The organism is Corynebacterium sp. ACRQK (genome assembly GCF_022345965.1).
GTDB lineage: Bacteria > Actinomycetota > Actinomycetes > Mycobacteriales > Mycobacteriaceae > Corynebacterium.
In genome coordinates, this window is record NZ_JAKRMU010000006.1 from 101,885 (window position 1) to 121,272 (window position 19,388).

At 65.0% G+C, this 19,388-nt stretch carries 15 protein-coding genes; 5 read left to right on the forward strand and 10 right to left on the reverse strand.

Translation table 11 applies throughout. The annotated features are described in order from the left end of the window. Positions 1-116 precede the first annotated feature (116 nt). The 5 genes from trxB to MHX63_RS08030 form a co-directional block, all read right to left on the reverse strand. A complete protein-coding gene (gene trxB, locus MHX63_RS08010; RefSeq protein ID WP_239388038.1) occupies positions 117-1,151 on the reverse strand; it encodes a thioredoxin-disulfide reductase in 1,035 nt (344 codons plus the stop codon). 38 nt (positions 1,152-1,189) lie between these two features. Further along, positions 1,190-1,807, reverse strand: coding sequence for an RNA polymerase sigma factor (locus tag MHX63_RS08015; protein ID WP_239388039.1), 618 nt, complete (start codon positions 1,805-1,807; stop codon positions 1,190-1,192). Between the two features lie 175 nt (positions 1,808-1,982). Continuing rightward, positions 1,983-5,795: a murein biosynthesis integral membrane protein MurJ gene (locus MHX63_RS08020; RefSeq protein ID WP_239388040.1), complete on the reverse strand. Its 3,813-nt coding sequence runs from the start codon at positions 5,793-5,795 to the stop codon at positions 1,983-1,985. Positions 5,796-5,848: 53 nt separating this feature from the next. Beyond that, positions 5,849-8,587: a hypothetical protein gene (locus MHX63_RS08025; protein WP_239388041.1), complete on the reverse strand. Its 2,739-nt coding sequence runs from the start codon at positions 8,585-8,587 to the stop codon at positions 5,849-5,851. A 101-nt stretch (positions 8,588-8,688) separates the two neighbouring features. Then, a complete protein-coding gene (locus MHX63_RS08030) occupies positions 8,689-9,450 on the reverse strand; it encodes an NUDIX hydrolase (RefSeq protein ID WP_239388042.1) in 762 nt (253 codons plus the stop codon). A 102-nt stretch (positions 9,451-9,552) separates the two neighbouring features. On the opposite strand from MHX63_RS08030, the gene MHX63_RS08035 reads away from it, so the two are divergent. The 5 genes from MHX63_RS08035 to MHX63_RS08055 are packed head-to-tail and all read left to right on the forward strand — an operon-like array spanning position 9,553 to position 13,825. Beyond that, a complete protein-coding gene (locus MHX63_RS08035; RefSeq protein ID WP_370644061.1) occupies positions 9,553-11,217 on the forward strand; it encodes a CCA tRNA nucleotidyltransferase in 1,665 nt (554 codons plus the stop codon). Continuing rightward, positions 11,214-12,071, forward strand: coding sequence for a hypothetical protein (locus MHX63_RS08040; protein WP_239388043.1), 858 nt, complete (start codon positions 11,214-11,216; stop codon positions 12,069-12,071). The genes MHX63_RS08035 and MHX63_RS08040 overlap by 4 nt, the downstream gene beginning before the upstream one ends. Further along, positions 12,072-12,824, forward strand: coding sequence for an AzlC family ABC transporter permease (locus tag MHX63_RS08045; RefSeq protein WP_239388044.1), 753 nt, complete (start codon positions 12,072-12,074; stop codon positions 12,822-12,824). Continuing rightward, positions 12,825-13,217 carry a branched-chain amino acid transporter permease gene (locus tag MHX63_RS08050; protein ID WP_239388045.1) on the forward strand — a complete coding sequence of 131 codons (393 nt, stop codon included), beginning with the start codon at positions 12,825-12,827 and terminating at the stop codon, positions 13,215-13,217. Positions 13,218-13,264: 47 nt separating this feature from the next. Beyond that, positions 13,265-13,825 (forward strand): NUDIX domain-containing protein, encoded by a 561-nt coding sequence (locus MHX63_RS08055; RefSeq protein ID WP_239388046.1) that lies wholly within the window; start codon positions 13,265-13,267, stop codon positions 13,823-13,825. Positions 13,826-13,902: 77 nt separating this feature from the next. On the opposite strand, the gene MHX63_RS08060 is transcribed toward MHX63_RS08055, so the two are convergent. The 5 genes from MHX63_RS08060 to MHX63_RS08080 all read right to left on the reverse strand — a co-directional run bounded on the left by MHX63_RS08060 (position 13,903) and on the right by MHX63_RS08080 (position 19,313). Continuing rightward, positions 13,903-14,916 (reverse strand): bile acid:sodium symporter family protein, encoded by a 1,014-nt coding sequence (locus MHX63_RS08060; RefSeq protein ID WP_035012403.1) that lies wholly within the window; start codon positions 14,914-14,916, stop codon positions 13,903-13,905. A 109-nt stretch (positions 14,917-15,025) separates the two neighbouring features. Next, complete coding sequence (locus tag MHX63_RS08065) at positions 15,026-16,507, reverse strand: MFS transporter (RefSeq protein WP_370644063.1); 1,482 nt, start codon at positions 16,505-16,507, stop codon at positions 15,026-15,028. Positions 16,508-16,607: 100 nt separating this feature from the next. Next, on the reverse strand, positions 16,608-17,642 hold the full coding sequence (locus MHX63_RS08070) for a nucleoside hydrolase (protein WP_239388047.1): 1,035 nt from the start codon (positions 17,640-17,642) through the stop codon (positions 16,608-16,610). Beyond that, positions 17,643-18,572, reverse strand: coding sequence for a ribokinase (locus MHX63_RS08075; RefSeq protein WP_239388048.1), 930 nt, complete (start codon positions 18,570-18,572; stop codon positions 17,643-17,645). A gap of 42 nt (positions 18,573-18,614) precedes the next feature. Next, positions 18,615-19,313: an SdpI family protein gene (locus MHX63_RS08080; RefSeq protein WP_239388049.1), complete on the reverse strand. Its 699-nt coding sequence runs from the start codon at positions 19,311-19,313 to the stop codon at positions 18,615-18,617. Between the last annotated feature and the right edge of the window lie 75 nt (positions 19,314-19,388).

Genomic DNA, 19,388 nt, shown 5'->3' on the forward strand with positions numbered 1-19,388 from the left:
ACAAACCTCCTGGGTGGGGGCGCTTTTCTTTAAGTTGGAGGTTACCCTTCAACGTGTAGATATCCTATGTCCGACCGGCCATAGTTACCTAACGGTGACCGAACGTGCCCGATCTGTTACAGGGTGGCGAGGTAAGCCTCGGCGTCCAGGGCGGCACGGCAGCCGGAACCAGCTGCGGTGATGGCCTGCTGATAGTGGGAATCCACCAGGTCACCGGCGGCGAACACGCCTGGCAGGCTAGTGCGGGTGGAGGGCTCGTCGACCTTCACATAACCGTTTTCCTGCAGCTCCACCTGGCCCTTGAAGACGGTGGTGCGCGGGTCGTGACCAATGGCTACGAACATGGCATCCATCGCAACGTCCTGCTGCTCGCCGGTCTGGGTATCCTCCACCACCAGCGTCTCCACGGACTTATCACCCTTGACCTCCACGACCTTCGCGTTGGTCAGGAACTTGATCTTCGGGTTGTTACGGGCGCGCTCTTCCATGATCTTGGAGGCGCGAAACTCGTCACGACGGTGAATGAGGGTGACGGTCTCGCCGAACTTCGTCAGGAAGTCGGCCTCCTCCATTGCGGAATCGCCGCCGCCGACCACGGCGATCTGCTTGCCCTTGAAGAAGAAGCCATCGCAGGTCGCACAGGCGGATACGCCGCGGCCCAGCATCTCCTGCTCGCCAGGAACGTGCAGGTAGCGCGGGGCGGCGCCGGTAGCCAGGATCACGGCGCGGGCCTGGTACTCCTCGCCATAGGCCCACACCTTCTTGATCTCGCCGGTCAGGTCGACCTTCTCCACATCCTCCTGGCGCAGGTCAGCGCCGAAACGCTCGGCCTGGGCGCGCATCTCTTCCATAAGATCCGGGCCCATAATGCCCTTCTGAAAGCCCGGGAAGTTCTCCACCTCGGTGGTCTGCATCAGCAGGCCGCCGTACTCCACGCCCTCGAAAACCACCGGGTTCAGCTCTGCGCGCGCTGCGTACACGGCGGCGGTATAGCCGGCCGGCCCGGAGCCGATGATGATGACGTCATGAACCTTGCCTGCCTCTGCGTTTGCAGCGCCGTCTGCGCTGGTAGCGCTGGCGTTATCCGCGTCCGCGGCACCCTTCGAATCATTGCTGAGAATACCGCTGGCCTGCAGGAATGGCTGATGCATATCTATCCTTTGAGGTCGAAGATGTTGTTCACTTCAGTCTAACCGGCCACAGCCATTCCGTATTCCTCTGCCCCGCCGAGGTGCTTGTATATCATCCGTTTCGCCCGATTCTTCCGCGATTTCACGGTGCCAACGGGAACCCCCAGTTGCTCTGCGACTGAGGCCTCACTTAGTCCTCGGATTTCCGTCAGCACCATCACGTCACGCATTTCGGGCGAGAGTTGTCGCAGGCTACGGTGCACATCCAACCGGGCGACGGTGGCCTCCTCCCTCATCCCCCGCGCGGGCAAAGTCCGCGTACGCTCGTTGAAATCCTCGCGCCCCGGCTGTGCCTCGCGGCTGTAGCGCCGCATGTATGAAAGTGCTGCGTTGCGCATGATGGTGGCCATCCAAGTGCTCACGCTGGCGGAGCGTTCCCCGTTGAAACGCGCGGCGAAGCGGTGCACACGCAGCAAACCTTCCTGGTAAACGTCCATTTGGTGAGCCTCGGGCACGTTCACGCGTCGAACCGCCCACCACAGCGTGCGCTGGTGCCGGTCGATTAGTTCGCGAAAAGCACCGGGTTGCCCCTCGTTGTGGCCGCGCAGCAGCTCGTGGTCGGTTTGTTGCGCTGGCAGTGTGTTGCTCTTTGATCTTTGTGACGCCCCCAGCATCATCTTCCCCCTTGTGTGTCTTCGGGAGCCATGCCGCCCCCCGTGCCCAACACTTTATTCATCGGCGGGCAGATTGTGGGTTTGAAGTTCCTGGCCTGTGGATAACTGGGAACGGCGCCTGCCTCATTGTGAACTTCACAGTTGAGGCAGGCGCCGTGATGCGCTATAGGCTGGCGGTCTATTCGACCGGCTGTACGGGACGTGCGGGGCGAGAGCCCTCTTCCGTGTTGCCCTCGCTGACGTCCGAGTTGTCGGTGCCGGAGGTATCCCCACCGGCATTTTCGTCGCTGGTCTGGTCCAGCCAGTTGCCGGCGGCGGTAACCTCAGCCAACGTGGCGGACTTCGGCAGCGGCAGGCCGGTGATCCAGATCAGCAGGCGGTTGCCCTTGGCGGCGCTGACCTTATCGGTATCGTATTTGCCCTTTTCACGGCCCTTGTTGCTTCCCGCTGCGCCTTCGCTGTCGCCCTCGCCTGCATTTTCGCCCGGCGCGGCGGAGGAGTCTTCGCGGTCGACACCCCAGCTGGAGTCGCCAGTGGTGTCTGCGGTGTCCGCGCCCATGCCAGCCAGGTTCACGGTCGCGTCGGCGGAGTCCGCATGCATGGTCTTAAGAAGCGTTGTCTGGTCCAGAGATGTCAGCTTTCCGTTGGCGTCGGCCTGCGCCAGGCGCAGCTCCAGGGTGGTTCCCCGGGTCAGGCCGCGCAGCTGAACCTGCGACAGGGCGGTGCCTTCTGGCAGTGTCATCAAAAGACCAATTCCGGGCTTCGTGGTGCCAGGCTGGCCACCTAGCTGCACTGATGCCGGGTTGGACTGCCAGAACGTCTCGGGGTCGCCGTCGGTGATAAGACGCGCCAGATCTGGGCGGTCCAGCGGCCAGTTCACATCGGCGGGCAGCCACTCGAGGGGCCGGCCCAGAGGGACCTCCGCCGGATCCACGCCACGGACGGCTTGCGCACCCTGGCGCAGCGAATCGGTGGACAGTGGCGAATCCTTCCGGTCGCCGCCGACCACGCTGATCACCGCCGCTACTAGCGCGGCGACAACCAACACGGAGACGAAAGCGATAGCCGCGGCGGCTGCCATGCCCACCGGGCGGTTGCCGCGGGCTCCGAAGCCGGATTGCGCGCTTGGGTCCGGGGTTTGATCCTCCTCGATCGCCAGGTCACCTGCCTTTAGCTCTCGCAGATCCTTTGCTACCTTGCGCAGGTCCTCCGGACCCACCTTCTCGCCGTCGAGCTCGTGGATCTTCTTGTAGATGCGGGTGAGGTCCTCCGGCACCTCCTCGTAGGGGACGTGCTCCAGCAACAGGCGCAGCGCAACGGCCACGCCGTGGGCATCCTGTGCCGTGTCATCGTTCGGTAGCACACCCGGGAAGGCCAGCACGGCCGCGCCATCGGTGCCGATGCGCACGCGGTCGCGGTGATCCAAGCCCAGTGAGGTGCCACTGTCCTCGGCCTGCGCGGCAGCGTCGGCCAGGGAGGACACGGCGAAGGCCGCCGCCAGCGGCTCTGGTTGGCTTTCCGCCACGGTGGTCAGCGGGGAACCCTGTACCCAGCGGGAAACAATGACCACCAGGTTGCCATAGTCGATTACACGGTTAACCTGTGCCATACCCGGCACGTTGAACTGCTTAAGCTTCGCGGATAGGCGCAGCATCTCGTCCTTCGCGCGTGCCACTTCCACGCCGTTGACAGGCACGGATACGCCGGGGGCGACCTGCGAGCGGGCATAAGCCACCGGATCCATGATGGTCAGAGCCACAATGTCGCCGGTGGCCAGCTCGCGACCCTGCCAGAACCGGGCGGCAGACCAACCGCCGTGGTCGGCGAGCAGACGGTAGCGGCCCTCCAGCAGTGGAGCGCCCGGTACCAAGCGTGGACCGCGCACCCGGCCAGCCGCCAGTGGCGGCAGCGCCACGCCGGCCATCATGTGGTCCAGAGCAATGGCCTCCCGGGCGGCCAACTCCTGGGCCGACAGGCGACGGGGCTGGTCCACTTCGCTGGGTTGCTCGTCGCTGGGGAGTGGGCGTCGGGAAGGAAGAACCCGCGACATACCCGGGATGCGCGACAGGGCACCCACCAGGGTTTGGATCTCCGGCAGCGGGGCGCGCACCAGGATCAGCCCGGTCACACCCAGGAACAGCACGCCGGCGATGAGCAGGCGGATGACGAACCAGGGGTTGGTGAGCGCCGGGAAGGCGAAGTGCGTCAGCAGCACATCCACGCGCCAGGCGACCAGCGCACCGATCAGCGAGGAACCCAGCGCCCACAGCACGGTCTTCGTTACCTTGCGGAACTGCAGGTCCCCCAGCGAGCGCCGCAATAGACGGTCGCCGATGATCGCGCCGGCCATAAAGCCCAGGCCATTGGCCGCACCCAGCAGCACCACGACCAGGCGTGGCTCGGTGGCGATCTGCGGGGCGATGTAGGCGAAGGTCAGCTTCGTCGCGGTAATTCCCGCGATGATGAAGGTGGGGGTCCAGACTTCCTCGCGGGCGTAGAACACGCGCAGGTGCAGCAGCACCAGGGCGTAGGGAATCAGGGTGAACGCGGAGAAGCTGATGGTCCAGCCCAGCACGTTCGCATCATCCAGGGAGAACTCCTTGTAGGCGAACAGCGCGGCGGAGATCAATGTGCCAAAGCAGGTGAAGAAGACGATGATCGGCACCATGGCCAGCATCGTCAGCTTCGAGGCGACGGTCAGGTCGCGCACCACGGCCTTGTCGTCGCCCTCCGCGGCATTCCGGGAAAGACGGGGCATGACGGCCGTAAGCAGCGTCACGCCGATCACGCCATAAGGCATTTGCAGCAGCTGCCAAGCCTGCATGTAGATGGTCGGTGCGACCTCCCAGGTGTCGGAGGCGATGCGGTTATTCAGCAGCCAACCGACCTGGGAGATGGCCACGTACACGACGATGGCGATGGCCATGCCGCCGAAGGACTTCAGGCGCTCGTCAATCCCCCACAGCGGGCGCAGGTTAATGCCAGCCTTGCGTAGGAAGGGCACCATGATCAGCGCCTGCATGACCACGCCCGCGGTGGTGCCCAGGCCCAGCAGCAGCACGTGCGGGTCGGTGATGGTCACATTGTCCGTGGGCTGCAGTTTGGTATCCCGCGGCAGGAACATGTACAGCCCCAGCACGGCGAGCGTGACCACGTTGTTGGCCACAGGCGCCCACGCGCCGGGTTTGAATACTCCCTTGGTGTTCAAAATCGCCATGAACACGGCAAACATGGCGTAGAACATGATCTGCGGCAGCACCAGGTAGGCGAATGCCGTGGACATGCCGATGTTCACGTGGCCCTCGGAATCCAGGCTCATGCGCACCAGCAGCGGCGCGCATGCCACGGAGACCAGGGTGATGACCAGGGTAAGCGAGAACGTGAGCGTCAAAAGTCTTCGTATAAACGCCTCGCCGCGGTCCGCGTCCTCCTTCTCGGCGCGCACCAGCACGGGCACCACCAGGGAGGTCAGCACGGCACCGAGCACCAGCTCAGTCACCAGGTTCGGCAGCGTGTTGGCCGTGTTGAAGGCACTGGCCACCGCACCGCCCAGCGCGGAGGCGATGAACACCGTGCGCAGGAATCCCGTGATGCGGCTGATCAGGGTGGCGATGGCCATGGAGCCGCCGGCGCGGACGATCTGCTCGTCGCTCTGCTTCTGGTTCTGGTTGTCTGTGTTGCCATTGCTGGCGCCGTTACCGTCGCTATCGGTCGGCTCGTCGGTTGCGGTCGCGGTGGCAGCACTGGCAGCGGTCGCGGTACCCGCGGTTGCCGCTACGGCAGTGCCGTTGCCGTTGTGGGCACCGTCGTGCTGGTCACCATTGCTCTGGGTCGGGCTGTTTTGTGACGCCCCGTCTCCACCCGTCGGCGCCCCAGCCTTCGTGCGGTCTTTCTTCGGCGCTAGCGCCGGCGGCTGGGTCGCACGGAAACGTCCGCGCTGTCCGGCCGAGGGCTTAGCCGGTTGGTCTTCCCTCTCTTGCTCAGAAGTCACTACTCCATCTTTATGCAACAATCGTGCATTCCCTAACGGAGCCCCGGGCGTGTCTAGTTTTGATCGCCCTCCTGCGGGCGCGGGGCGGGTCGCAGCGCAGTGGCTGTACTGCGCTTAGTAGCAAGCCCGCTCCGGCGATCCCACAGCATCTTGCCCGCCGCGCCGATGCCCAGCAGCAGCACGGCGATGATGGTCACCCCGCGGGAGGACAGCCCCGGCACGGACTGCACACGCAGCTCCACCGGATCCGAAATGCGGGTTCCGTCTTCCAGATCTCCCTTGCCTTCCTGACTGTTGGTCGCCAGCCACAAAGATAGGTTGACCTGCTCGGACGTGTCCGCAATATCGGTGGTTAGTGACCAGGTGATGGAGCCCTTAGCCGGGATCGTCGGCGAGGCCGTGGAATCCACGTGGACGGTGACATCCGTGTCGGCGTCAGAAGAATAACCAACCTTGGCTGTCACCGGCAGGGGCAGTCCATTGCGCGCAACAACCAGCAACGGCGAGGAATCCGACGTGCGGGTAAAGACATTGCCCGGCGGCAGCAGGCTGATGGAGCGGCGCAGCTGGGAGGTGACCTGCCCCACGCGGGCGAGATTGGTGCCGAGTTGCTCACGCAGGACGTCCACGTGGTCGCGCTCGCGCTTGCGGTAGGTGGAAAGGCCACGCAGAAGATCGGAAAACAGGGGGCTGGTGAAGCCCTCGCGGGTCAGCGCAATGGTGGAATCATTCTGCATAAACAACGTAAGCTCCCGCAGCTTGCGGGCGGCATCCGCCACCGTTCCGAGGTAAGGCGAGGAGTACGCACCGGGGTCGGTGTAAGGCACCGTGGTGCTGCCGGAGCTCACATCCGCCAGCTCGATGTCGCGGGGCTGCACGGCTTCCGGCAGCGGGGCGGGAGTGGCCGAGTGATCGTCCAGGTGCTGGCTAATGGTCTGCAGGAAGCTGCTGGCCTGGGTCTTGTTCACGGACCACGCGGCGGGCGGTACGGCGAGGGTCGGGCGGCCGGAGTCGAGCTCCAGGTTCAGCACTGCTTGCGCGCTGGCCAGGCGGGCGACAGCGCTATCGTCGGCGAGGTTAAAGCGCAGGTCAGGGTTGGAGTACGCGGCAATCTCCGGGTGCTCGCCAGTGGCCTTGAGTACCGTGCCGAGGTCCGCGGAGTACGTTAGTGCGGTGGCGGTGGTCTTCGCACTGTCGGTCTGCGCGCCGGGGAGGTTCACCAGACGTTGGTTCCATGCCTCGTCGGTGGGGTTGGCGCGGTCGATGCTATCTGGACCTGCGTCGCCGGGATCTTGTTCGGGTGCGGCCGCGGGCTGTTCGATATTTACCGTGTTCTCCGCCACCAGCGCGGTGACGTGCCCGGCCTGCGGAATTGCCGGTTTACCCTGCACAGTCTGCTCAAACCGGCGTGATTCGTCGGTCTCTACCGGCTCCACACCCTCCGGAGTTTTGCTGATTCCCGCCGCCAGCACCTGCTGCGCCTCGGGGGAGACGTAGCCGGAGTCCGGGATCACCACGTTTTGCGTCGGCACCACGCCCAGGATCCGCTGAATCACCTCGGTACCCGTGCCTAGCGCGCGCACGCGGAGCCAGTCGGAATCCACCTGCGAAAGCCCATTGATATCTGCTCCGGCGTACGGCAACGCCACCGAGCAGTTGCTCTGTACGACTTCCCGCAGGTCAGCGATCCATTTCTTCGCATCCGCGTTGCCGGGCATGTGCTGGGCGTCTACCTCCTTGCCACCCAGGATCTCGTCCCAAGAGTCGCGCAGCCGCTGCGGCTCCTCCACCGGGTCAGGCGCGCGCTCGCCCACGTAATAGCCCTCGGCCAGGCGGTTTACTGTATCCAGTAGTTCCGGGTCGATGGCGATGCACGTCGCCTGCTTCAGCTTGGTCGACTCCGCCTCGCGGTACGCATCCAGCAGCCCCCGCAGCCTGCCGCCCTTGCCGACCTCGGCCGCCAGCACGTCCTTCGTCACAAACGCGGGCCGCCGCTTCGGCGCGTCGCCCGTCTGCCCCGCCGCCATGTACGTCTGCCCCGCCAGCGGATACACGACCGTCACTGGGGTGCTGGGTTGGTCTTCCTTTCTTGTGGACGCCCCCACGCTCAGCGTTGTTCGCGCCACCGCCAGGTACTGCGCGCTCCCCTGCCCTGGGTCTTCCGGGTTCGTGTCCTGACCGCTCAGGCTAAACAACAGGGGATAAGCGCCGGGTTCCTCAAAAGCATTGGGCGGAAGGTTTAGCGGTTGGGGTGAGGGGGCGTCATGAGAAGAGTCGATGGAGATACCGGCCGCAGGAAGAGTGACCGTGACCTCGCGCGTCTCACCTGGCCCGAGTGTGCCGTCGAGCTGCAGAGGTTGGCTACTGAGGGAGTATTCGCCCTGGTTAGCAAGCTGCGCGACGCGCACCTCCGCGGCAGTGGTGGCCGAGCGATAGAACAAAGTGATCGAAAGGTTGCTGAGCGCATGTGAGCGATCATTGTGGATGCGCAGAGTGTAGGTCTGGCCGGCGGCGGCATGAACGCTGGAGCTGGTGCCGATGCCGATGATCTCTAAGTCCACGTCTTGCTGCGGATCCGTCGCGCGAGCCAGCGGGTTGGCCCAGTTGGAATCCTCATGAGCAGAGGGGTCGGTGGGGTCCGCGGCCCGCCCCTGGGCGGAGTTTTGAGTGGTGGAGGCCGAGGGGACGTCTTTAATAGGGTCAGCAACCACCGGGGCCACGGGCAGGGCGAAAAGGCCACAGAGCGCGACAGAAACACCAAACGCCGTGCAGGCGTGGGGGAATCTAGACATTGCGCTCACCTTTGTGCACGATTACATGCTTACGTAAGTAATTAGTAGTTGTTAGTCGCCAATAGTTCTAACAGCCTGGGCTGGCAATCCGTTAGCGCTCCTTAGCGTGGCGTGGCACGGCCAGCGTCGGCCTCTGCACGCGCCAGGTCAGCGAGGTTATCGAAGGCTTGGCGAGCAAGGCGCCGCTCGTCGGCGTAGGCCAGGTGCTCGATTAGGCGATTAACGGGTAGCCAGCGAACCTCGGTGACCTCCGGGTCTTCGTCGTTCAGGTCCCCATCGACATAGCGAAGCAGGTGGTGGTGGACGGTTTTGTGGATACGGATGCCTTCGGAGACGAACCAGTAGTCGATGGTGCCGAGGTCGGCGATGACCTCCCCGGCTACGCCCGTTTCCTCCCACACCTCGCGCTCGGCGGTGGCGTGCTGGGATTCGTTTGGCTCGATGTGCCCCTTCGGCATGGACCACAACAGCCTGCCACGGCGATCCAGGCGACCGATAAGAGCCACATAGATTGCGGAGAAGTCGACTTCGCCATTGGGCTGCACGGCTTCCGCCAGGCCGGAAAGTACCAGGCCACCCGCCGAGGTCTCCACGGAGATCGGCAGGCTGGAGTGCTCGTCGAAAGAACGCGGGCGCGAGTTGCTGCGGTTGCGACTGTTGGAGTTGGCGCCCTTCTTGCGGTGCGACTGGTTCCGGTTGCTCTTGCGTTTGCCCTGGTTGGAGCTGTTCTGGGTGCTCTGGCCGCGCTGGCTGTTGCCCTGGCCGTTGCCTTGCTGCTGGCCGCTGCCAGAGCGGGGCCTTCTTCTTGAACGGCGGCGCCGGCGGCGGGGCGTGCCGTTTCCGGTGCTGTCGTTTCCACTCATTCTGATAACGATAGCCGGTTATCTGCGCAATGTGGAACTGAACGGAAGCGAATTCGTGGCTGAATGTGTAACTAGTTGCAGGTGGTGCGCCCGCACTGGCTTATGAGGGGGCCGTTGGCACGTCCAAGGGGGCTAGTAGAATCTGGCAACGTGACGAAACCCGCCCACTCCCCCGCAAACTCGGAACCTTCGCAACCCCCCAAGACGGCACAGCAGGCACGGCAGGCGCAGCCGGCCATTGCGTCGGCCAGCCCGCGCACCATTGAAGGCATGCTGCAGGAGGCCTTTACATCCTTGCGCGCCCTCGACCGCGACCTTTTGCCACTCACCCAGGCTTTCCACGACGCTGGCTACAGCCTCTACCTCGTTGGCGGGTCGGTACGCGACGCTCTGCTGGGGCGCCTCTCCCACGACCTGGACTTCACTACGGACGCCCGGCCGCAGACCATCGTCGACATTGTCACGCCCCTGGCAGAGACAGTATGGGACACGGGCATTGAATATGGCACCGTATCCGCGCTGGTCAAGGGACAGATCCTGGAGATCACCACCTTCCGCGCCGACCAATACGACGGCCAGTCCCGCAACCCCGAGGTCTCCTTCGGCGACAGCCTCGACGGAGACCTCATCCGCCGCGACTTTCGCGCTAACGCCATAGCCCTGGAGCTCTCCTCCGACGGAAACCACCAGCTCCGTGACCCCCTAAACGGCCTCGAAGACCTCCAGACCGGAGTGCTAGACACCCCCGATAGCCCGGAGATCAGCTTCAACGACGACCCGCTGCGCATGCTCCGCGCGTGCCGATTCGTCTCCCAGCTGGAGTTCGGCGTCACCAAGAGAGTCAAGGAAGCAATGACGGCGATGAGCGAGCAGATCAGCCGCATCACCGTCGAGCGCGTGGCCGTCGAACTGAACAAACTGATGCTCGGCGCGGCACCGTGGGTGGGCCTGGACCTGATGGTCGAGACCGGGCTGGCCGACCACGTGCTGCCGGAGCTGCCAGCTCTGAAGCTCACGCAGGACGAGCACCGGCAGCACAAGGACGTGTACTGGCACTCGCTGAAGGTGCTGCGCAACGCCGTGAACCTGGAAGCCGAGCGCGGGTTGGAGCCCTCGCTGGAACTGCGCATGGCCGCGCTGCTGCACGACATCGGCAAGCCCGACACCAGGGCTTTTACCGAATCCGGCGCGGTGACCTTCCACCAGCACGAAGTCGTGGGCGCGCGCATCACCCGCCGTCGCCTGCGCAAGCTCAAGTACTCCAAGCAGCACGTTCAGGACATCGGCCAGCTGGTATTTCTGCACATGCGGTTCCACGGCTACGCGGACACGCAAAGCAAGGGGCAGAACCAGGATGCCCGCCGCGGCGTGGGTGAAAAGGACAACAACGAATCCACTTGGACCGATTCCGCCGTACGCCGTTATGTCAACGACGCCGGCGAGCTGCTGCCACTGTTGCACCTTCTGGTTCGCGCCGACTGCACCACCCGCAATCAGCGAAAAGCCCAGAGGCTGCAGCGCACCTACGATAATTTGGAAAAGCGTATCGAGCAGCTGCAGGAGCAGGAGGACCTCGCCGCCGTCCGCCCCGACCTGGATGGCAACGAGATCATGCAGATCTTGGACCTCAAGCCCGGCCCCGATGTGGGCAAGGCCTGGGCATACTTGAAGGAGCTGCGGCTGGATCGCGGGCCGATGGAGCGTGAGGACGCCATCGCCGCGCTGAAACAATGGTGGGGCGAACAGAGAGGTGGGTCGCAAAAGTGAGCGCTGAACAGCAGACGAATGGAGCCGAAGGGCAGCCGGACGGCACTCAGAACGGCACGAACGACCAATTCAACGTGCACCCCGGTGACGTGATCTTCCAAGCACCGGCAGTGGTTGTGGATCCGGATGGTTACCTGGACACCACGGACGTCGACCCCGCACACCTGGAGGCGTTCGTCGACGCCTTCGGCACCTCCCCCGGCGTGCTCGCCGTGCCGGGGTTGCCCGGCGCGGACGCGCTATTGGTGCTGGAAGTGCAGGACAACCCGGAGGCCGACGGCCAGGGGCCCGGCGCCGCGCAGGCCGACGGCGCCACCATCGTGGCCGTCCGCCTGGGTCTCATGAGCAGCGAAGCCGTCGCCAACCACTTGCCTTCGTTGGCGGATAAGCTCACCAAGCCGAAGGTCTTCTTCATCGGCGGCGACAACGAACCCGTCGTGCTCGCCGTTGGCCTGTTGGACGCGGACCGTTTGGAGCTGGACGCCGCGGGCGCCTCCGCCGCCTCCGGCAGCCCTGAAGCCCTAGCCCCCGCCAACCGCTTTGGCGCGCGCGGGCAGTTCATGCTGATCAGCACCGCCGAAGAGGCGCCCAGCGTGGACGAGCAGGTAGCGCAGGTTGTCGGCCATGCGGACCCCTCTATGCTGCGCGGCCTGCGGCTCTTTCACAGCTATGTCTTCCTCAACGCCGCCGACGTGCGTGGCTGGCTGGATTCCGGGATCGCCGGCCTCCAGGCCGCAACCGCAGAGGATGTGTTCACGGACCGACCGGCGGAGACGTGGCGTCACATCATGAAGAACAGCCCCTTCCCCAAGAACCTGTTCGCAACCTGGGCGAGCCACCCGGAGCGCAACTAGGTGGCCGCGAGCAGCACCCACCGCGGCAGAAACGCTGACTGGCGCGCCGGGATTGCCGACGCCTGGCCTGTGGCCTTGGGCATGGTGCCGCTGGGCCTGGCCTTTGGCCTGCTGATCACCCAGGTCGGCTTCGCATGGTGGTGGGCGCCGATCTTCTCCTTCGTCATCTACGCGGGCTCGATGGAGTTCCTGGCAGTCTCGTTGGTCACGGGAGGCGTGGGGCCGCTGAGCGCGGCCCTGTACGGATTCCTGGTGAACTTCCGCCACGCCTTTTACGCCCTGAACTACCCCATCGCCCAGGAGCGCGGCTGGCTGGCCAGGGCTTATGGCATATATGCGCTGACGGACGAGACGTATGCAATCCTCGCCGCCCGGCGCGACGCGAAGTGGTCGACCGCCCGCGTGATGGCGGTGCAGATTCTGCTGCAGGCCGGTTGGGTCGGCGGTGGCGTGCTCGGCGCGCTGTTCGGCAGTGCATTGCCCTTCGAGATTCAGGGCATGGAGTTCGCGCTGATTGCTTTGTTCACGGTGCTGGCGATTGAGGCGTTCGTGAGCTTCAAGGATCTCTCCCTGCCGATTGTGGCGGCGCTGTGCGGGGCGGTCGGCCTGCTGGTCTTGCCGGACAACATGTTGATGATCGGCATGAGCTTGTACTTCTTAAGCCTCATCGTGCGCTTCCTGTGCCCGCCGCTGAACCGTGCGCTGCGCTTGAAGGTCGGCGCGGATAACGCTGTCTCCCGAGAGGTGGAGTAGATGCCCGCCGGCACCATCGCGCTTGCCACGCCCGCCACACATCTGCAGGCCGCCGCGGGCCTTCCCGAGGGCGTGCAGCTTGGCCCCACCCTGGCGATCCTCGGCTCGATCTTCCTGGTCACGCTCGCCCTGCGCGGCCTGCCTTTCGCCGCCCTGCGCTTCTTCCGCGAGTCCGACCTGGTCGCCTGGCTGGGCCTGGCCATGCCCGTTGGCGTGATGACCCTCCTGGTCGTCTACACCGTCTCCGGTCAGGCTGACGCGCCGGGTGGCTTCGCTGCCGTCGCCATCGCCTTGGTCTTCACCGTTGCCCTGCATCTCTGGCGCCGCTCGGCCACGTTGTCGATCTTGCTGGGAACGGTGCTGTATCTGGTGCTGGTGAACCTTATTTTTTGACGCCCCTCCCCCGCCGCACATAGCTCCAGCGCCGTAGAATAGCGCCCATGCCGACCCCTGACTTTATCGTTGAACTACGCAAGAAAATCGGCCACGACGAGCTGTGGCTTCCGGGCGTGACGGCCATTGTCATCCGGGACGTTCCAGAGGGCGCGCCCATCTGGGCCGTGCCGGAGGTGCTGTTGGTGAAGCGCGCCGACGATGGTCAGTGGACCCCCGTGACGGGGATTGTGGATCCGCGGGAGGAGCCGCACCTGGCGGCGGTCCGTGAGGTGCGAGAGGAAACCGGCCTGCACGTGCAGGTGGATGCGCTGCTGGGTGTGGGCCAGGTCGGCCCTGTGGAATACCCGAATGGGGATGTGACCAGCTACGTGGACACCACCGTCCGCTGCACCGTGATCCCCGACCCCGCGACTGGCGAGTTCAACGACGAGCCGGTGATCGGCGATGACGAGTCCACGCAGGTGGGCTGGTATTCGATCTCCCAGATGCCGCCAATGCAGCCGCGTTTCCGCCTGGTGATTGCCGACGCGGTGGCGCAGATGAAGCACCCGGCGGGCTTCCGTCCGCGCATGGGTTACGTCAAGCGGCTGCAGAAGCCGGAATAGGCGCAGTAGGCGCGGGCTCGCCCGGCGCCGCAAGTGCGCGCCGGGGCCGTCCTGCGGTCCGCCTAGCGCCCGTGCGCCTACCAGGTGTGCGCGCCCGCGGTCTTCCCACCCTCCGGGAAGCGCGCGGCATAGGAGCTGGCACGCAGGGAGCAGATCACCAGCTGCACCTGGTGGAAGATCATCAGCGGCAGGATCATCATGCCCAGGCTCGCCCCGCCGAACATCACCGCCGCCATGGGCAGCCCCGAGGCCAGGGACTTTTTAGTGCCCGCGAACTGGATGGCCACCTGGTCGGCATAGTCGAATCCCAGCTTCCGCGAGGTCACGCTCGTCACGCCCAGCATCAGATGCACCAGCGCGATGGAGCCTAGCACCAGTCCCAGAATCGTCAGCCAGTTGACGGAACTCCACACGCCGGAAACGATGCCCTCCGAGAAGCTGACGTACACCACCAGGCCGATGGAGATCTGGTCCACCTTCTTCGTCGCCTTGGAGGCCGCGAACTTGAACACCCACCTGCGCAGCAGCTGGCCGATGGCAAACGGCAGCAGTAGCTGGACTCCGATGTCGAGGAACGTGGTGGCGTCAATATGAAAGCCTTCCGAAGAAGACATAAGCAACAGCACCAGCAGTGGTGTGAAGAGCACTCCCACAAGGCTAGACACGCTGGCCGCGACGATCGAGGCCGCGACGTGGCCACGCGCGATGCTGGTGAACGCGACGGAAGATTGCACTGTCGATGGCACGAGGGTGCAGAAGAGAATGCCCAGGTAGAGCTCGTTTCCGACGACTGCTTTCAGCGGCATCATCGCCACGCCGATCAGTGGGAAGACCACGAACGTGAATGCCATGATCAGCAGGTGCAGCCGCCAGTGCATCAGGCCTTTCAGGGCCTCCTGGGGTGACAAGCGCGCACCGTAGAGGAAAAACAGGAACGCAATGGCGATTTTGGTGATGGTGTTGGCGACATCCGCCGCCTCGCCGCGCACGGGCACAATGATCGCCGCCACGACTGCGATGACGATCAGGACGATGAGGAAGTCCGGCCGGTAATTAATGATGCGGTGCCATAGCGACTGTTTTGCTGCCATGGGCCTTTATCTTATTGACGCCCCCGCCCCCGCGAACCTTGACCGTCCACAACTGGCCAGGCGGTGGGCGGGTTGGGCACCTGCCCGACGCTGATTGGGCGCCGATGGGTTAGACGATGGCGCGGTCGAGCTCCGCGACAGTCTGCTTCGGAATCAGCGCCGCCACGGCCGCGGCGATGCCGAGGATCACCGCTGCGACGATAAACGCGGTGACATAACCCGTGACGGAATCAGAACCCTGCGGGGAGCCGGCGACCTGGAAGACCGGCAGCACGGCAAAGGACACGCCCGCGCCCAGGTTGAAGGCTGCGGAGTTCATGCCGGGGAGGAAGCCCTCGTTATCCTTCGGGGAGTTCACCACGCCCAGGTTGTTGATGACGATGTTGCCGATACCCGCGTAGGTGACGCCCAGCAGGATCACTGTGATGATCAGCACCGGCAGGGAGTGCACGCCGACGAACGCCAGAGCCAGCATGAGGGCCGCGCTGGCGAGGTTGGCGATGATGATCAGCCGACCGTAGCCCACCTTCGGGGCCCAGCGTCCGGCGAAGGGGCCGACGGCCCAGCCGATGAGGGCGTACGGGGTCAGCAGCCACAAGGAGGCCTTGTCGGCTTCCAGGCCGAAGCCCGCATCCGGGTTCTGCGCCAGGGAGATAGCTAGGCCGTTGACTGCGGCGAACACGCCGGTCATGGTCAGCACCGTGGTGGCCAGCAGCGCCCAGGTGTGGCGGCGGGCCAGGTACTTCGGGGCAACCAGTGGCTGGTCGTGGCGGTTTTCGTACTTCCAGAAGGCCAGGAAGACGACCGCGCCGACAATGAACATGGCGATAACGTAAAGCCAGTTCGCTGCCCCGGCCTTGCCTGCCTCATTGACGCCCAACGTGATGCACAGCACCGATACCACCAGCAGAGCAGCGCCCGCCCAGTCCATCTTCACATTGTCCGACGGCTTGGATTCCGGAGCGCCGAAGGCAATGACCAGGGTGGCGATGATGCCCATGATTGCGATGAGCCAGAACACGGAGCGGAAGCCCCATTGCTCGGCCATCCAGCCGGCCAAGATCACGTCGATACCAGCGACGCCACCGTTGATGGCGGCGAGCAGACCCATGAGCGTGCCCAGGCGGACCTCCTCCTTGACCTGGCTGCGCAGGATGATCAGGGTCATGGGGATCGTCGGCCCGGCGATGCCCTGCATGGCGCGGGCGACCATCAGCACGCCAATGTTCGGCGCCAGCGCGGCGATGAGGCCGCCGAGGGACATCACGCCCAGCATGATGACGAGGATCTTCCGGCGGCCGACAATGTCGGACAGACGCGGCAGGAACAGACCGCACATGGCTCCACCGGTGAAGAAGGCGGTCTGGGTAAGACCCGTGGCAGCCTCGTCGGTGTTCAGCTCGCGAGCCATGGTCGCCAGCACCGGCGAGAGCATGGAGGCGTTCAGCTGAAACGCGACGGCCGCGGTGATCAGCACCGTCATCAACAGGCCGATACCGCCGGGACGGGAGTCGACCGGATCCGGGGAGGTTGCCGCAGCTGTGGCAGTGGCCGGCGATGCGGCCGCGGAGTTCGGGTTGTTGGAGTTCATGGGCGGCTCCGATTCAACATCAATTGAAAACCAATTGGGGTTCTAGTAGTTGCAGCTCGAACTTTAAGCGATGAATGCGCGCCTGACTAGAACCGCCTAGCTAGAATCCTGTACTCCCGATCCGTTGCAGCGCGTCGACCAGCAGGTTCCAGAAGCGATCGGCGTCGACGTCCACAGCCACGCGGGTGTGCACGGTAGCGCCCGCTGCGGTGGCGGAGGTGGTGGCGTCAATATCAGAATCATCCGCCGTGCCCAGTGCCGTCGGGTCCTGCCCGCCATCCTGGCTACCCCAGGTGCGGCGCAGGTCCACGACGGTCGCCCCGCGCGTTAATTCGCCCTTGGTCTCCACGTCGATGGGCGCCAGGATTGTGCGCACGACCTGCGGATCTGCCACGGCCGCGACGGCCAGCGGGTCGTGCATCGGCGGGCCGGGGTAGTGGCGCTCTTTCATGTACGCGCCTCCGAAGAACTCCACCAGCTCCGCGATGAACTTCGCCACGTCCGTGTTGACCTCCGCCAGCTGAGCCATCCGCTGCGGCGTGGCCAGCACCTTATGCGTGACGTCCAGCCCGACCATCGTCACCGGCCAGCCCGCGCCGAAAACGATCTTCGCGGCCTCCGGGTCTGCCAGGATGTTGAACTCGGCGCTCGGGGTCATGTTGCCTGCGTGATGCGCGCCACCCATCAGGGTGACGCCACCCACCCGCTCCACCAGCTCGGGATGCATGCGGGCGAACAGGGCAATGTTGGTCAGCGCCCCCGTGGGCACGAGGGTGACGGACCCCGGTTCGTTCTCTCGGATAATGTCCGCGATGAGGTTCACCGCGTGGCGGGGATCCAGCTCGGCCCCGGCGGCGGGCAGCTGCGGGCCGTCCAGGCCGCTATCCCCGTGGATTTCCTCCGGAATAATCTGTGGTGCCACCAGCGGGCGGTCCGCCCCGGCGGCGAAGGGAATGCCGGTGATGTTGCCTACTCGCGCCAGGGCCAGGGCGTTCTTGGTGACCTTCTCCAATGTCTGGTTGCCCGCCACCGTCGTGATCGCCAGCAGATCCAGGTTAGGGTTACCCCAGGCCAGGAGCATGGCGATTGCGTCGTCGTGCCCCGGATCGCAGTCCAGGATGATCTTCTGTGTCATTTATGCGTCTCCTAGTCGACGGATTTCGTTCTCGGTGGCGTAGCTGCCCGCCGCGCCGCGCTTCTGCGTGGCCAGCGCCCCGGCCGCCGCGCCCAACGTGCACGCATCCACTAGGTTCTCCCCTTGCGCCAGCGCCGCCGCGAGCGTGCCGCAGAACGCATCGCCTGCACCAGTGGTGTCCACGACGCGCTCGACGTAGACGGCGGGGATGTGCACCGGTTCGGCGTCACTCTCCAAGATCATGGCACCACGCTGCCCCAAGGTAACAACCACAGAGCGAGCGATGGGGCGGAGCCGATCTAGCAGCTCCTCGATGGGCGTGCCGGGGGCGGCGTCGAGCACCGCGGCGGCCTCACCCTCGTTCAGCACCAGGGGGTCGGCTGCGGCCAGCAGGTCGGGGTCGCGTGTGGTTACGGGTGCGAGGTTCAGCACCAGCCGCGAGTCCGAGCCCGCCACCAGCTTCGGCAGCTCCGCGCTGTGCTCGGGGGTCAGTTCGCCCTGCGCAAGCACGATGGGTACGGGTCCGCGGCGGCGTAGGTCGTCGACGGTTTCGCGCTGCTGAGCGGGGCTGACCAGCTCGTTCGCACCAGAGGTGACGATGATGATGTTCTCGCCGCTCGGGTCGTTCATGATAAACGCGCGCCCGGTTGGCTGCCGACTAATCACGATGTAGTCGGTGTTCACGCCGTGTTCGCGCAGCTCCTTCAGCGCCAAGTCGCCTTGCGGGTCGCTGCCTACTGCAGATAGAAGCACGGTATTAACGCCCATGTGTGCGCAGGCGGCCGCCTGATTGGCCCCCTTTCCGCCCAGCCCCTCTATGCCGGGTTCCGCGATGGTCGTTTCCCCTGGTTGGGGGAAGTTCTGGACAGTGACGAAGGTGTCGACGTTGGTGGTGCCGGATACGACGACGGTGGCGTTGGAGTCTCTCATGGTTCCCCAGAATACTGGGTTACCGGATGGGGCGGTGCTGGGCTAGGCCTGGGCGGAGTCTTGCGCCGAGGCGGCTCGCTGGGCGGCCTCCCAGTCCACGCCGCCGCCCTCGCAGGAGCCATTCAGCGAGCAGCTGCCGCAGGCCTTGCCGCTTGCGCACGCCTCCGCGCTCACCGTACCAGCCTTGGCGCCGGAGCCCGCAGCCTGACCAGCGCGAATGCCAGCACCCTGATCTGCGCCAACGCCAGCGCCCGCAGCGGCCCCAGCGCCAACGCCAGAGCCGTCGGAACAGCAAGCGCCAGCGGAGTCGGAAGCGTCGGCGGCCTCGCTGGAATCGCCGAAGCAGGAGTCCGAGGTGGCGTCACCGCTAGAGCAACAAGAAGAATTGGCGGCCTCGAGCTGGGCAGCACGGGCATCCAGACGGGCGACGGCGTGGGCACCCAATGCGGAGCCCAGGCCAATCAAGAAAGCGGCACCGACCAGCAACAATGCAAAGACCAGCCACATCCAACCGCTCACCTTCAGGGTGATCAGCGCCGCGCCAATGAACGCTGCGCCGGCTCCCATCCAGGCCGGGCCGACGATGCGGTGCGCGGTGTTCCAGAGTTCCTCGGTCTTGCGAACCTCCGGAACGCGCAGGCCAACGACCGGGTTACCCGGCAACTTCCCCAAAGCCCCCAGCAGGCCCGCGATGAAAAAGGCCAGGCCCACGACTACCAACACAACGGTCAACACGATCATGCGAAACAGTCTATTACCGCAGGTGGCCAACAAGCCAAACGCAATAACCTGCCCTGTCCGGGCGACCTACTAGAC